This window comes from Streptomyces syringium, assembly GCF_017876625.1.
Taxonomy (GTDB): domain Bacteria; phylum Actinomycetota; class Actinomycetes; order Streptomycetales; family Streptomycetaceae; genus Streptomyces; species Streptomyces syringius.
Genome location: NZ_JAGIOH010000001.1, coordinates 655,759 through 668,775 on the forward strand (window position 1 = coordinate 655,759; position 13,017 = coordinate 668,775).

Annotated in this window: 13 protein-coding genes; 4 read left to right on the plus strand and 9 right to left on the minus strand. The window is 72.2% G+C overall.

The window, feature by feature from the left end:
- Positions 1-231: 231 nt before the first annotated feature.
- Positions 232-1,035: a GNAT family N-acetyltransferase gene (locus JO379_RS02995; protein ID WP_245381354.1), complete on the minus strand. Its 804-nt coding sequence runs from the start codon at positions 1,033-1,035 to the stop codon at positions 232-234.
- A 235-nt stretch (positions 1,036-1,270) separates the two neighbouring features.
- On the opposite strand from JO379_RS02995, the gene JO379_RS03000 reads away from it, so the two are divergent.
- On the plus strand, positions 1,271-1,549 hold the full coding sequence (locus JO379_RS03000) for a glycosyltransferase family protein (RefSeq protein WP_209513652.1): 279 nt from the start codon (positions 1,271-1,273) through the stop codon (positions 1,547-1,549).
- Here the strand turns inward: JO379_RS03000 and JO379_RS03005 are convergent.
- The 3 genes from JO379_RS03005 to JO379_RS03015 form a co-directional block, all read right to left on the minus strand.
- On the minus strand, positions 1,502-2,737 hold the full coding sequence (locus JO379_RS03005) for a winged helix DNA-binding domain-containing protein (protein WP_209513653.1): 1,236 nt from the start codon (positions 2,735-2,737) through the stop codon (positions 1,502-1,504). The two genes, JO379_RS03000 and JO379_RS03005, sit on opposite strands and share 48 nt — an antisense overlap.
- A gap of 15 nt (positions 2,738-2,752) precedes the next feature.
- Positions 2,753-3,154: a VOC family protein gene (locus tag JO379_RS03010; RefSeq protein ID WP_209513654.1), complete on the minus strand. Its 402-nt coding sequence runs from the start codon at positions 3,152-3,154 to the stop codon at positions 2,753-2,755.
- A 207-nt stretch (positions 3,155-3,361) separates the two neighbouring features.
- Entirely contained in the window at positions 3,362-4,081 is a 720-nt protein-coding gene (locus tag JO379_RS03015) for an NADPH-dependent F420 reductase (RefSeq protein WP_209513655.1), read from the minus strand.
- Positions 4,082-4,176: 95 nt separating this feature from the next.
- On the opposite strand from JO379_RS03015, the gene JO379_RS03020 reads away from it, so the two are divergent.
- The 3 genes from JO379_RS03020 (at position 4,177) to JO379_RS03030 (ending at position 6,253) form a co-directional block, all read left to right on the plus strand.
- Positions 4,177-5,181, plus strand: a complete 1,005-nt coding sequence (locus tag JO379_RS03020) for a helix-turn-helix transcriptional regulator (protein ID WP_209513656.1) — start codon at positions 4,177-4,179, stop codon at positions 5,179-5,181.
- Positions 5,182-5,252: 71 nt separating this feature from the next.
- A complete protein-coding gene (locus JO379_RS03025; RefSeq protein ID WP_209513657.1) occupies positions 5,253-5,426 on the plus strand; it encodes a hypothetical protein in 174 nt (57 codons plus the stop codon).
- Positions 5,423-6,253, plus strand: a complete 831-nt coding sequence (locus JO379_RS03030; protein WP_209513658.1) for a maleylpyruvate isomerase family mycothiol-dependent enzyme — start codon at positions 5,423-5,425, stop codon at positions 6,251-6,253. The genes JO379_RS03025 and JO379_RS03030 overlap by 4 nt, the downstream gene beginning before the upstream one ends.
- 134 nt (positions 6,254-6,387) lie before the next feature.
- On the opposite strand, the gene JO379_RS03035 is transcribed toward JO379_RS03030, so the two are convergent.
- From JO379_RS03035 to JO379_RS03055, 5 genes are all read right to left on the minus strand, one after another.
- A complete protein-coding gene (locus tag JO379_RS03035) occupies positions 6,388-7,383 on the minus strand; it encodes a methyltransferase (protein ID WP_209513659.1) in 996 nt (331 codons plus the stop codon).
- Between the two features lie 16 nt (positions 7,384-7,399).
- Complete coding sequence (locus JO379_RS03040) at positions 7,400-9,514, minus strand: methyltransferase domain-containing protein (RefSeq protein WP_209513660.1); 2,115 nt, start codon at positions 9,512-9,514, stop codon at positions 7,400-7,402.
- Between the two features lie 130 nt (positions 9,515-9,644).
- The gene (locus JO379_RS03045) at positions 9,645-10,316 is read right to left on the minus strand and encodes a DUF6073 family protein (protein WP_209513661.1); all 672 of its coding nucleotides are present in this window, start codon (positions 10,314-10,316) and stop codon (positions 9,645-9,647) included.
- 44 nt (positions 10,317-10,360) lie between these two features.
- Positions 10,361-11,683, minus strand: a complete 1,323-nt coding sequence (locus tag JO379_RS03050) for a HEAT repeat domain-containing protein (RefSeq protein ID WP_209513662.1) — start codon at positions 11,681-11,683, stop codon at positions 10,361-10,363.
- Positions 11,684-11,755: 72 nt separating this feature from the next.
- The gene (locus JO379_RS03055) at positions 11,756-13,012 is read right to left on the minus strand and encodes an SDR family NAD(P)-dependent oxidoreductase (RefSeq protein ID WP_209513663.1); all 1,257 of its coding nucleotides are present in this window, start codon (positions 13,010-13,012) and stop codon (positions 11,756-11,758) included.
- Positions 13,013-13,017: the final 5 nt, after the last annotated feature.

Consider the following 13,017-nt stretch of genomic DNA (forward strand, 5'->3'; position numbering starts at 1 on the left):
CGGGCCCGTGAATCGAGCACCCACGCCCCGAGGGACCCTGACGCCGAGCGGAACACCGTGCGGAACGCCGCCCGCCTGGAAGAGTGCCGTCAGACCGTGGGCCGAGTGACCGGGCGCCCAGCCCGCACCGGCGCCGGCAGCCACCGGGCGCAACGCGACACCAGCGGCTCATGGAACGCAGCCAGTCGTTGCCGGGCCGGCCGGGGGCGCCAAGTCACGCCTCGATGAGGGTCATTGTGAGGCCCACCAGGTCGACGAGGTGACGGCGGTGAAGCCCAGCGACTCGTACAGCGGCCGTCCGAGCCGTGAGGCGGTGAGTGTCACCGGAAGGTTCGCCATGGGTGTGAGCGAGCCGAGCATGACGGCCCGCCCGACGCCACGGGAGCGGTGCGCCGACGCTGTGCCGACCCAGTAGTGGCTGCCGAACCCGTCGTGGACGACGGTGACACCGGCTCCGACCGCCTCGCCGTCGAGAACGGCGAGAAAGACGTCCACGCCTGGCTGTTCGGTCAGTGTTGCGGGGAACACCTCACCGGGACGGTAGGGGCTGAATCTGGTGAGCTCGAAGCCCTCGATCACGATCTGTTCGGCAGTCTGCAGCTCGTGCGCCCGCTGGACTCGGACCACCTCCATCGCGGGCGCGGGAACAGGGCCGGGCGGGCGCACCATGATCGGCATCTGCCAGTTGCGCAGGCCCAGGTGACTCAGGTCGGTGGAACTGAACGGATCCTCGACATCCACCGGTCCCGTCGATCGGCCGGCCAGCTCGGTCAGTTCGGCGAGCTCGTGCGCGTCGGGGTCGGGTTCCTGCAGCAGGATGCGTGTCCCGGCGCGCTGACCGCCGAGCACGGCGAGGAAGCCGCGTCGGCGGATCATCTCGTGGCCGCGGGAGTTTCCGGTTGCGGCCCAGAACGCGGCGGAGTTGCGGGCCTGGCGTATCACCGCGTCGTCGAAGGCCGCGGGGCGATCCGGATGGCCCTGCCTGCTTCGATCCTCGACACGAACGTCGGGGGTGGTCTGCCGAGTGTCGGCCACGGATGGCTCCTGTTCAGTCACTGTGCGGTGGTCCAGGCGAAGGGGCAGGCGGGGAACCAAGCGGAAGTCGACTCGGCTCTTCGTCACGCCTCCGCCCCAACGACGTAATGTCTCTGATAGTTGGGCCGATCTCAACCGGGATTGCTGCCATTCGCCTCACCGCCCCGCCCCGTCGGGCGGTGTCTGGAGGACCCGGTCCCGGGGCAACGCACTCCTGCGCCGCGCCGATCTGTTCGTGACGCACGGAGGCAGAGCGTCCCTGCTCGACGCGGTGCAGGGCGCAACTCCTGTCCCGGGCATGGGCGTCCTCTCCGACCAGCCCGACAACACCGCCGCGTTCGCCCGGCTCGGCCTCGGCCTCGCGCTGGACCTCACGGCACCGCACGGCGAGATCGCCGCCACCATGACAGCCATCCTCGGCTCCTCGCGCTACAACGTCGTCATGGGCGACGCCGAATCCGAGCTGTCACGACTGTCGCCGCTCAACCTCGCGGAACTTCGGGACAGCCTCTAGGACCCGACTCTGTGTGGCGAGGTGGCGTTCGAGGGGGGTGCGGTAGCAGGGGGTGACGCGGGTGGTGCCGAGGAAGGCGGTCAGACGGGCGGTTGCGGCGGTGATCGCGGTGCGGGCGTCGTGGCCGGGGTCGGTGAGGAGGTGATGGTTGATGTGACCGTCGGTGTGCTGGGCCCAGGCACCGATGATGCGGCCGTTCCACCAGATGGTGGGACCGATGTTGCCGTTACGGTCGAAGAGGGCTTTGGTGTGGCCGGGGTTGAGGTAGAAGTCACGGTGGCGCCAGCCCATGGGGGTGGGGTCGAGGCCGGGCAGCAGGGCGGCTGCGGGCTCGGGGGCGTCGGGAAGGGTGTCGAGGTCTTCGTGCAGGAGGTAGCCGGTTCCTTCGTCGAGTTCGACGGCCTGCGCTCCGGTGGCGGCCAGTGCCTTGCGGGTGTCGGTGAGGTTCCAGCCGGTCCACCACTTCAGGTCGTCCACGGTGATGGGGCCGAATGCCTTGAGGTAGTGCCGGGCCAGGGCGGTCTTCGCTGCGGCGGCGGGTACCCGGGGCAGGGGCCGGGCCGGGGCCCAGCGGAACTGCGCCGAGGTCCACGTGCCGGCGGGGCGGGACCGTCGTATGCGGCCTTCGGTGGCGAGCACGCCGAGGACGGAGGCGCTGACGCGCTGTCGGGACTCGTACGGCTTGCCGGGGAAGGTGATGATCTGCTCGCGCAGGGCGGGCACGTCGGTGGCGAGCTGAGCAGCGGTGGCCCGGCCGCGCGCCGTGAGGGCGTCGAGGGCGGTCTGCTCGACGGCCTGGTAGCGGCGCTCGTCCCAGCCGAGGGTCTGGCGCAGGTGCCTGAGGGTCTCGGTGCGGTGGCGGTGGGTGTCGTGGACGGTCGCGGACCGGATGGCCGGGGCCAGCGGGGCGGGCACGACGAACATGGTGCGGCGCATGCACCGGATGCGCTCCAGCGCCGGTAGGCCGGCCGGGGTGTCGTACAGGGACCGTTCGATGGCAGCGGCGGTGGGCTGGTGCATGCGGGCGGCCGCGGCGAGGAAGACGGTGGCGGGGTCGGTGGCGTGCAGGCCGATGAGTGCCTGGGCCACCGCCTCGGCCGTCTGCCGGCGGGCAGAGGGGGCGAGGAGATGGCAGCGGACAAGGCGGGCGCGCCGCTGGGCAGCGGTGATGCGGGGCAGAACGGTCATCACAAGGGGGGGGTCTCAGTGGCTGCCGTGGATGCAGAAGGGCTGGCCGGACGGGTCGAGGAGGACGGTCCAGTAGGTTCCGCCCGGCTGGTGGTCGGGTTTGGTGGCGCCCATCTCCAGCAGCTCCTTCTCCGCCGCCTCGACGTCGTCGAAGACGAAGTCCATATGGAAGGGAAGTTCCTGCTCCGGCCAGACGGGAGCGGTGTAGGACGCGGAGGAGTAGAAGAGGTACATCGCCCCGTTCGCATGGAAGGCGAAGGCGGCCTCGTTGCCGTGCTCATCGGGGTAGGTCTGGGAGACCTTGGTGCCCAGGGCGGTGGCGTAGAAGTCGGCGAGCTCGCGGCCGTCGCGGGCCCACATCGCGTGGCACATGATCGTGCCGGACAGAGCGCTGGTCTGGGTGTTCTTGCCGGGCATGCTGTTGCTCCTGGGGTCGTGTCGTGCTGGGAGTGCTGGTGGCGGTGACTCCCGTGCGGGCGGGAGGCGGGCTGGTGCCGATGGTCAGCGGGTGCCGCGCCCGCGGCCCCGGCGGTGCGCTCGCCGCCGGGAGTGAAGCGGCTGGGGGGCCGCAGGCGTCAGTGTGCCGCCCCCAGCCGGTGTGGCTGATGGTCCGTCCGGGCAGGGTCAGCGGACGATCTTGATGCCGAAGTGGCCGCCGAGCTCCTGACCGCCGAGGCCGAAGCGGATGGCCTCGTGCAGGTGGGTGTGCATCTCCATGCCGCGGGCGCAGACCAGGGCGCCGAGGTCGAGGATGTCGCTCCAGCCGTAGGCCTTGAGCAGGTCGATGGTCTGCTGCTTGGCGTCCGCGTGGTCGCCTGCGACGAACATCGTGTGGTCACCGCCGGCGACCGCCTGCGGGTTGACCACGGTGGTCTGCTCCTGGGTGACGAAGGACTTCACGACCTTCGTGGCGGGCAGGGCGCGCTGGATCTGCTCGCCGAGACTGTCGGTGTCACAGGGGTCCAGCTTCGGCATGACGCCCCACGGTGTGGGCCAGGGGTGCTCCGGGGCGTGCTGGTAGATGAACGGGACGGCGTAGTCGATGAGGGTCTTGCCGGCCAGCTGGTCGGCGATGGCCGACAGGGCCGCCACGGCGTTGTGGCCGTCGATGCCGCTGATGACGAGCTCGCCCGCAGCCGCGGCCTCGCCGAAGGACAGCAGCGTGATGCCCGGGTGAGCGGCGAGGAACTCCTTGTAGGGCGGGCTGCCCATCATGTCGGGCTCGGTCCGGGCCAGCGTCGCCTCGACGTCGCGGGTACCGACGCACACCTCGTGGCCGAGCTCGAGCAGCTTCGCGGTGTGCGCGCGAGCGCCGCCACCGGTACCGAGAACAGCGATCTTCATGGGTGAAACCTCCCGTTTTGCTCCGTTCGGACATCACCCACAGTAGGAGGGTTTCAGGACAGCCTGTGTCCTTTGACAGCGGCATCATGGAATTCATGACGAGCGACATGACCGCCCGCATGCTGCGGCTGCTGTCCCTGCTGCAGACCCGCCGCGAATGGTCCGGCGCCGACCTCGCCGACCGCCTCTCGGTGACCGTGCGCACCGTCCGCCGCGACATCGACCGGCTGCGCGAACTGGGCTACCCGGTCGACAGCGCCCGCGGACACAGCGGCGGCTACCGCCTCACCTCCGGCAGCGACCTGCCACCCCTCCTCCTCGACGACGACGAAGCCGTCGCCATCGCCGTCGCCCTGCGCACCGCTGCCGGCGGCCTGACCGGCATCGAGGAGACCGCCCTGCGCGCCCTGGCCAAGCTCGAACAGGTCCTCCCCCGCCGCCTGCGCGGCCAGGTCGGCGCCCTTCAGGAGTCCCTCGCCGGCATCACCTGGGAGGAACAGGGGCCGCGTGCCGACCCCACCCTGCTGGCCGCCCTCGCCGTCGCCTGCCGCGACCACGAGATCATCACCTTCGACTACACCACCCGCCACGGCAGCCCGGCGCGGCGCCGCGTCGAGCCCTGCCACCTGGTCGATTCCGGCGGCCTGTGGTACCTCGTCGCCCACGACACCGACAAGGACGACTGGCGTCTCTTCCGCCTCGACCGCATCACCGACGCCATACCCACCGGCCGCCGCGTCCCGCCCCGTCCGGTGCCCGGCGGCAACCCCGCAGCCTTCGTCGCGAGCCGGCTGTCCGCCGCCCCCACCCGCTACCGCGCCATCGCCACCGTCCATGCCCCCGCCGACCGCATCCGCGCCCGCACCCGCGGCCTGGCCACCCGCCTGAAGCCCCTCACCGACACCACCTGCCGCATCGACGCCTCCGACGACTACCTGCCCCGCATCGCCCAGACCCTCGCCGGCCTCGACGCCGACTACACCCTCGACGCCGACCCCGAAGTCCTCCACCACCTCCGCACCACCGCCCACCGCGCCCTGCACGCCGCGGATGGCCCCCGCCCCGATCCCTCGACAGTCACTGTTCAGCGCGCCCGTTGACCCCGCTCAGCCGTGCTCGCCTGCCATTGGTCCGCAGTCATCCGCCAGATGACATCGGTCCCGATGCGGCGATGAAGACCGCAGCTGCCGATCACCACGGCATCGGTCGTGATCGCATAGCCGAAGGCTTGCTCACCAACGCATTATTTGACAGCGGCCACCAGGTTTTCTTCCGTCCCAGAGAGTCGTCGCAGTGGGATATTCACTGGCGGAACGGCCCCCTGATGGGCAGGCTCAAGCCATGAACACCCAGCTCGGTGCCCCGTCCGACGCCCGCTCCCTGTTCGCCCCGGAGCACGCCGCGCTGATGGCCACGCTGAGGAGCCTGACGGCCGCCGACTGGGGCAAGGAAACGGTGCCGGGCTGGACGGTTCGGGATCTTGCCGCGCACCTCCTGGGCGACTTCTACGGGCGTCTCGCCCGGGACCGGGACGGCCACCAGGACGGCCCCGGCCTCGCGCCGGGTGAAACGCTGGAGGCGTTCATCCACCGCATCAACCAGGAATGGGTCGACGCCCACCGTCGAGTGAGCCCGGTCGCGCTCACCGACACACTCGACGTGATCGGCGGGCAGGTCGCCCGGTTCTTCGAGGCCGCCGACCCCGGCTCCCCCTCGTTGGGGGTGTCCTGGGCCGGGGTCGATCCGGCGCCGATGTGGCTGGACAGCGCCCGCGAGTTCACCGAGTTCTGGACCCACCGCCAGCAGATCCGCCACGCCATTGGCCAGGACACCGATCCCGATCCGCGGTTCCTGTCCGTGGTCCTGGACACGTTCATGCGGGCCCTGCCGCACACCCTGCGCCAGGTCACCGCGCCGGTCGGCACGCAGATCCAGGTGCGGATCCAAGGCCCGGCCGGCGGCAGTTGGACGGTGACGGCCATCGGGGATCACTGGTCGCTTGCCGAGCCGGACGCAGGACGTCCCGCCGCGCTCGTCGGCCTGGATGCTGAGACCGCCTGGCGCCTGTGCACCCGCGGCATCCAGCCGGACACCGCCCTGGCCCGCGCCCGCATCGACGGCGACCGTGAACTGGCCGAAGCGGCCTGCCGGATCGTGTCAATCGTCTACTGACGCCCACCAGTTCGGTGGCAGGCACACGCGGTGCGGTCGCGTCACCGACAGGGCCCTTGTGGCGTGCATCGTCACACGACCTTGCCGCACCGCATCTCACCGCGGCAATGGCAGTTGCCGCAGCAGGTCCGTACTCAGCGCGGCGAGAACGTCAGTGAGCTCAGCCCCTCCCCCGCCGGCTCCGTCGCCAGGAGTTCCAGGCCCGCCCGCTCGCCCAGCTCCCGGAATTCGTCGAGCCCCCGCTCGCGACCGCCGTACACCAGCATCAACAGCAGGTCGAGCTCCAGCAGTCCGTGCCCGCCGGCATCCCGTACCCCCTCCACGACCACGACCCGCCCTCCGGCGCCCACCGCCTCCGCGCACCGTCGCAGGATGGCCTCCGCGTGCTCGTCCGCCCAGTCGTGCAGGACGTTGACCAGCAGTGCCATGTCCGCTCCCGGCGGCAGCGCGTCGAAGAAGCTGCCGGTGACGAAGGCGCAGCGCCGTCCCGCCGCTGTGTCGCCCCAGGCCGCGCGGGCCGCCGTGACGGCGGGTGCGCGGTCGAGAAGAGTGCCTCGTGCGCCGGGGTGGGCGCGCAGGACGGCTGCGAGGACGGTTCCCGTGCCGCCCCCGACGTCGAGCACGTGCTCCGGCCGCCCGGACGCGGCGGCGACGGCCGGGGCGAGCGTTGCGGCCCGGCGTTCCATCGCCGCGTCGAAGGACCCCGCGAGGGCGGGATCGGCTGCCAGGTCGTCCCAGACGGGGCGCCCGTAGGCCCGCTCGTAGACAGGGCCGCCCGTGCGCAGCGCCTCCAGTACGTGCACGCAGGCGCGGTCGCCGCGCCCGATCGCGCCGTCCAGGTCGAGCCAGGGCCGCAGGCTCATCGGATGGCCGGACTCGAGCAGCCGGGACAGCTCCGTCGGCCCGAACACCCCGGGGCGGGCCTCGGTGAAGACACCGCGCGCCGCGAGCAGGCGCAGCGCGCGGTGCAGTGCGTCCGGTACGGTGCCGGTGCGCCGCGCCAGTTCGTCGATGCCGAGTTCGCTGCCGGCGAGCAGGTCGGGCACGCCGAGGGTCACCACGGCCCGCAGGGCCCACGGTGTCATCGTGTCCTTCAGCGCGAGCAGCCGTGCGAAGGCACTGTCGTCCATGTGATGCGCACTCCTCTCAAGGACGCAGCGCGTACAGCGCGTTGAACGGGCTGCCGGTGGGGACGGGCTCGACCCGGCCGAAGCCGGCGGTCTCCGCCAAGCGGTGGATCTCGGAGGGAGGCAGCCCGAGCGTGCCGTGGCCGGGGGCGCCGTCGGCGAGCGCGGTCGGCAGGCAGTAGAGGGTGCTGGTGGCGTAGAGGACGGTGGCCTGGGGTCCGGTGTTGTCCGCGGGGTCGTCGGCCGAGAGGGATTCCAGGACGAGGAGCACGCCCTCCGGTTCCAGTGCCTGCCGTACGGTGCGGAGCAGCCGCTCGGGTTCGGCCGCGTCGTGCAGGACGTCGAACATCGTCACCAGCCGCAGCGGCCCACCGGCGGCGAGCGCCGTGGTCGCGTCGGCCGCCTCGATGGTGACCCGGTCCTCGACCGCCGCGTCACGGGCGGCCTCGCGGGCGCGGCGAACGTTTGGTTCGTGCAGGTCGTAGCCCGTCAGGTGGCAGATGGGGAACCGCCGTGCCATGCGCACGAGCGCCAGGCCGCCGCCGCAGCCGATGTCGGCCACCGCGCCACCGCGCTCCAGGGCGGGGAGCAACCCGGGGACCGCGGGGATCCAGTGCTCGGTGAGCCAGGTGTCGAGCCAGGTCGCGCTCATCCGCTCCATCGCGGTGAAGAGCTGCTCGGCGTAGAGGGAGCGGTCCAGGCCCTTGCCCGTACGGAAGTCGGTGGCGACGTCCTCGACGGCCGCGGCGAGCGGGGGCAGCAGCTCGAAGCCGGGCGCCAGGTGGACGGGCGAGTCCTCGAAGGCGAGGACGGCGGCGTGGGCCGGGGGCAGGGTGAAGCGTCCGTCGCCGCGGTCGTGCTCGAGGTAGCCGGCGCTCGTCAGGCCGCGCAGCCACTCGAGCAGGTGGCGCTCGGACAGCCCCGTGCGGTCGGCGAGTTCGGTCGCGGTGGCCGGGCCGCCGGTGCCCAGCGCCGCGAACAGTCCGAGCCGTACACCCAGCGCGCACAGGACGCCGGCCATGGCCGTTCCGAGGTCACCGACGATACGGCCGAGGAACTGCTGGACGTCCAGCGGATCGACACCGGTGTCCATGCCCTGGGCGGCCGCGGGCATCTCGGGCGCGCCCGCCATGGACCAGCCATGGGGGCCGGCCGGCGGGCCCTGGGGCAGGAACAGCGCACGGGCGCGGTCGGCCGCGGCGGTCCAGTAGCCGGTGATGATCCGGCGTTCGGTGACCGGCTCGGGAATGTCCAGGTTCTCCCAGCCGAAGTGGCACACCTGGAGCAGCGACGAGGTCAGCCCCGCGGGCTCGATCCACATCCGCCCGCCGAGCGCCGCCGTCCACGACGGCCGGCTCAGCTCGAACTCCAGGTACGGAAGGTAGGACGGGAACTCCTGCGCGGCCTCGACGAGCCGGGTGACCCGCATGCGGGCGGTGCCGCTGGCGTCGCCCATGACGAGCGTGAGGTCCTCGCCGGCGGCGAGCGTGCCGGTGGACCGCTGCAGCCAGTGCTGGACGCCGGCCGGTGAGGTCAGCTCCTGCCAGGCCCGGTAGGCGGGTACGGGCAGCGGGATCTGCAGGTACGGGCCCACCCGGCGCCACGGCCACCGCCAGGTGGTGCCGGTGCGCAGGTGGGCCGCGAGCTGGTCGAGGATTCCGGGCCAGCCCATGCCGTTCCAGGAGCGCCAGTCCGAGGGCGGGTTGTCGGCCTCCTCGACGACGGTGACCGTGGTACCGCCCGCCGCCGTGGCGGCGGGCGCGACGGTCCAGGCGACGGCGGTGGCCGGTCCCACGCCCAGCCACCGCCACAGCAGGCGCAGCGAACCGGGCCGGTGGGTGCGCGGCGGGTCGGCGCACACCGTGCGGCACCAGAAGAACTCGCCGTCCTCGAAGTCCAGCATCGACTCCCGCCCGGCGACCGCCCACGGGCCCCGGCAGACCGCCAGCCAGCGCGCCACCCGGTGCGGGGCGGTGAGCGCGGCCCAGACCGCCTCGGGCGGATCGGGCACGGTGACGGTGCTGACCAGCCGTTCCCACCGGTCCTGAGCGACCGGGTACGCACTGCCCCCGAGGGGCGGGAAGGCCGCGGACTCGCGGGAGAGGCCGCGCGGGCGGGAGTCGTCGGGCGTCATGAGCACCTTCTTCCGGCTGGTGACGGGTGCGTGACCGTGAGCGCGTGCGGCGCCGTGCCGCTCGGTGCCTTCACCTCCTCCCTCTTCTCGACTCCTGGGTCTCCTCCGCTTCGTTTCCTGTGTCTCCCGCCTACTTGCCGAACTCCTTGGCGCTCTCGCCGAACCGCTCCTCGGGCAGATAGCCGCCCATCGTGAAGCGCAGGCTGGTGACGTAGGCGACCGGCGAGTCGTCCATGCGCTCGAGGTCGTGGAGCGGCAGCATCCGGTAGATCTGGCCCTTGCCGGGCGAGCCGGCCGGGGGGATCTGCCGGACGTCGTCGATGGTCAGGATGATGGGTTCCTTGTTGGCGAGCCTCAGGCCCAGTTTGGGCATGTGGAAGATGGCGCCGACGGCCATGCGGCACGCCTTGGCGGCCGGTCCCTCGCCCGCGTAGGGGTCGAAGGGGGTGCGGATCTGGCCGGTCGACAGGCACTCGGGGTTGAGCGTGACCGTGATGTGGCCGAGCTCCTCGCAGGAGCCCTCCATCTTCATCTCGATGAGGTTGGTGTAGACCTCGGCCTTCGACCACTCCTGGGACGTGGGCTGCGAGCGCACCACGCGGACGTAGCCGTCGAAGGGGACCGTGTACTCACCGATCCCGGGGACGGCGAAGGTGTCGATGGAGGTGATGCCGAGGTTGTCGATGCCGGGAGCGGGCGGCGTCCAGGGCGTGACGTGGGTACCGGAGTACAGGTTGCGCACACCGTCCGTGGTGACCGGGCGGCCATAGACCACGGACGGCCGCTGCGTCGGAGCGGACATCTCTCCCCTTTCAGGGCTGTCGGATACGGGGCTGTGGCGTCGCCTCAGGGCAGTTGCCGTGTGGTCCAGTCGCAGCAGGTCAGACCGGGCTCGTCGGGGATGCCGTCCTGGTCGGAGTCGATCTCGCCTTCCGCGGTCGAGTAGACGGGGCGGGAGTTGAGGTCGATGACCCCGTCGCCGTCCCAGTCGTTGAGCTTGCCCTTGAACGTGCCGAGGATGAAGGCGTTGGTCATCGGACCGACCTCGGGGTCGTGCAGGGTGGAGAGCACGCCGTTGCCCGGCGTGAGGACCTCCTCGAGGGGTTTGCCGGCGATGCGGGCGAGGTTGACGTGCCCCCAGCCCTGGAAGCGGCCCCGGACGTAGCGGATCGCGTACTCGTCGTGGATTTGGAACCGCGGCTCGAGGTGCCAGGTGCCGTAGCGGGCGAAGCCGATGTTGGCCTGGGCGACGCCCTGCGATGGGTCGTCGGCGCGGCCGGACTTGAAGAACGGCCTGGGCACGAGCGACTCGAAGAAGAAGTTGCCGCGGTCGCGGCGGGTGCGGTCGGTGAAGCCGCGGAAGAGGTAGTTGTCGACGTGCGGCGAGCCGTCGGTGTGCAGGCCGTCGATGGTCTTGGCGATGACGAGCTGCTTCTCGCGGGTCGCGACGTTGGGGCAGGCGTGCGCCTGGCCGTAGATCCGGGCGAGGCCCTGCGGGGCCAGGGAGATCTTGCCCCAGTGCTGGTTGGAGTCGTCCAGCCGTACGTACAGGTCGCAGTGGATCAGCAGGAAGATCGTCTCGTCGAAGGTACGGCCCGGTGTGGACTTCCCGGCGCGGCCGTCGAAGGCGGGGTCGCCTGTCTGCAGCTCGCTGGTGAACAGCCGCGACCACTCGGCGATCTCGGGGTCGGCGTCCTTCAGGAACCTCTGGAGCGTGGCCACGGCGCGGGCGCCGCCCAGCTTCTCCACGGCCCACAGCGCGTCCCAGCGCACCTGCCGGTCGGTGTCGTCGCGAATGGCCTGGGCCAGCAGCTCGATGGCGTCGGCGTGGTCGCGGTCCGCGTACTCGAACAGGGCCTGCTCGCGCATCGCGGGGTCGGGGTGCTTCAGGGCCTGTTCGCGCAGCTCGTCGTTGGTGCGGTTGTCGAGCCGGATCGCGACGCGGTCGAGCGCGTAGCCGAAGTCGCTGGCCCAGGCAGCCGGGTCACCTGCGACGAAGCGGGGGTCGACGTTGCTGAGGGTGGTGCGGTAGGCGAAGTTCAGCGCGTCGCGCTGCTCGGTGCCGAGGTCGTCGAGGAGGACGGGCTCCGCGTGGCCGGCGTCGGCCCAGGAACCGGGGTCACTCTCGGCCAGCGCAGCCGGGGACTTGTTGCACAAGTCGATAGCCATGTGTGAGCTTCCTTCCTGTAGAGGAGGACTCGCTATCGATAAGTTATGCGACCTGGGGCTGCTTGCCTTCTCTCAAGTTGGGCTGTTGCGCGCGCAGTCGGCCGGGGGCGGAAACGTACGGTCGCCCGGCCCGGTGAGAATGACGGAGGCGGCGTGGGCGGGGCCGGGCGGCCACCGCAGGAGGCACAGCAGGGCGGTCATGCCGGGGACGAGCGCCACGGGCGCCATGCCCATGCGGCGGGCCTGGTCCACGGCGCGCATCTCGTGGGCCTGGCCGGCCCCGCTCCACACCGACCACTCGGCGACCACCGTCGCGCAGTGCGGCAGCGCGGCCGCCCGGCGCAGGGTCTCGTGGCGCAGCAGCTCGTTGGCCAGCCCGTAGCCGCCCATCTGCCGGTGCGGCACCCGGGCGGTGATCGAGCCGAACGCCACGAGCTGCCGCAGTTCCGCCGGGTCGAGGACGTCGAGGACGTGGCGCAGCCCGTCGACCTTGGCCGCCCGGAGCCGCGCGAGGTCCTCGGGGCAGGTACGGGCGACGGGGCCGCCTGCCACCAGACCCGCGCAGTGCACCACCGCCCGTACGGGGCCGGGGACGCGCTCCAGGGCCGCCGCCACCGCCCTCGGGTCGGTGAGGTCGGCGGTGAGGACGAGGGTGCCGGCCGCCCGCAGCCGTTCCAGCAGCACGGCCGGCCGGCGGTTCAGTTCGGCGGGCGCGGTGACGTCCAGCAGCACCGGACGACAGCCGGCCACCCGCGAGAGCACGCCCGCCGCCCGCAGGCCGAGCCCGCCCAGGCCGCCGGTGACGAGGACGGTGCCGCCCGGGCGTGCCGCGGCGGGGCCGGGCCGGACCGGGAGGGTGACGGGCCGCCAGTCGTCGCGGGTGACCAAGCCGTCCGCGGCCACATGGAGCTCGTCGACGGGGCGTGCCGTACGGACCAGGTGGGCTATCCGCGTGCCGTCGACCGGGCCGGCCGTCTGGAGCACGGTGACCCGCAGGCCGGGCGACTCCAGTGCCGCCGCCCGCAGCAGGCTCCCCCCGCCGGCACCCCGGTGCAGCAGGACCAGCCGCCGCCCCGTGGCGGTGGCCCGGGCGGCGCCTTCGAGCAACAGGGCGTCGTCGTCCGGCCGGTGCGTTGCCCCCAGGACCACGGCGATCGCCGGCTCGCCGTCGGGGCGGTGTGCGTGCCGCAGCGCGGCGGCGAGGGAGTCCGCCGGGAAGGCGGCGAGCACGCTCCAGCGGAAGGGCGGAAAGCCGTCGGCCCCCGGTGCGCTCACCGGTGCCGGCAGCGGTCGGAACGCTCGTACCGCCGTTGCGCTGTCGCGGTCCATGCGGA

Bases quoted from the DNA above. Each gene is read 5' to 3' on its own strand.
- JO379_RS03020 (WP_209513656.1), top strand. From the start codon at position 4,177: ATGACGAGCGACATGACCGCCCGCATGCTGCGGCTGCTGTCCCTGCTG.
- JO379_RS03030 (WP_209513658.1), top strand. From the start codon at position 5,423: ATGAACACCCAGCTCGGTGCCCCGTCCGACGCCCGCTCCCTGTTCGCC.
- JO379_RS03055 (WP_209513663.1), bottom strand. From the start codon at position 13,012: ATGGACCGCGACAGCGCAACGGCGGTACGAGCGTTCCGACCGCTGCCG.
- JO379_RS03005 (WP_209513653.1), bottom strand. From the start codon at position 2,737: ATGACCGTTCTGCCCCGCATCACCGCTGCCCAGCGGCGCGCCCGCCTT.
- JO379_RS03050 (WP_209513662.1), bottom strand. From the start codon at position 11,683: ATGGCTATCGACTTGTGCAACAAGTCCCCGGCTGCGCTGGCCGAGAGT.
- JO379_RS03025 (WP_209513657.1), top strand. From the start codon at position 5,253: ATGAAGACCGCAGCTGCCGATCACCACGGCATCGGTCGTGATCGCATA.
- JO379_RS03045 (WP_209513661.1), bottom strand. From the start codon at position 10,316: ATGTCCGCTCCGACGCAGCGGCCGTCCGTGGTCTATGGCCGCCCGGTC.
- JO379_RS03015 (WP_209513655.1), bottom strand. From the start codon at position 4,081: ATGAAGATCGCTGTTCTCGGTACCGGTGGCGGCGCTCGCGCGCACACC.
- JO379_RS03035 (WP_209513659.1), bottom strand. From the start codon at position 7,383: ATGGACGACAGTGCCTTCGCACGGCTGCTCGCGCTGAAGGACACGATG.
- JO379_RS03040 (WP_209513660.1), bottom strand. From the start codon at position 9,514: ATGACGCCCGACGACTCCCGCCCGCGCGGCCTCTCCCGCGAGTCCGCG.
- JO379_RS03010 (WP_209513654.1), bottom strand. From the start codon at position 3,154: ATGCCCGGCAAGAACACCCAGACCAGCGCTCTGTCCGGCACGATCATG.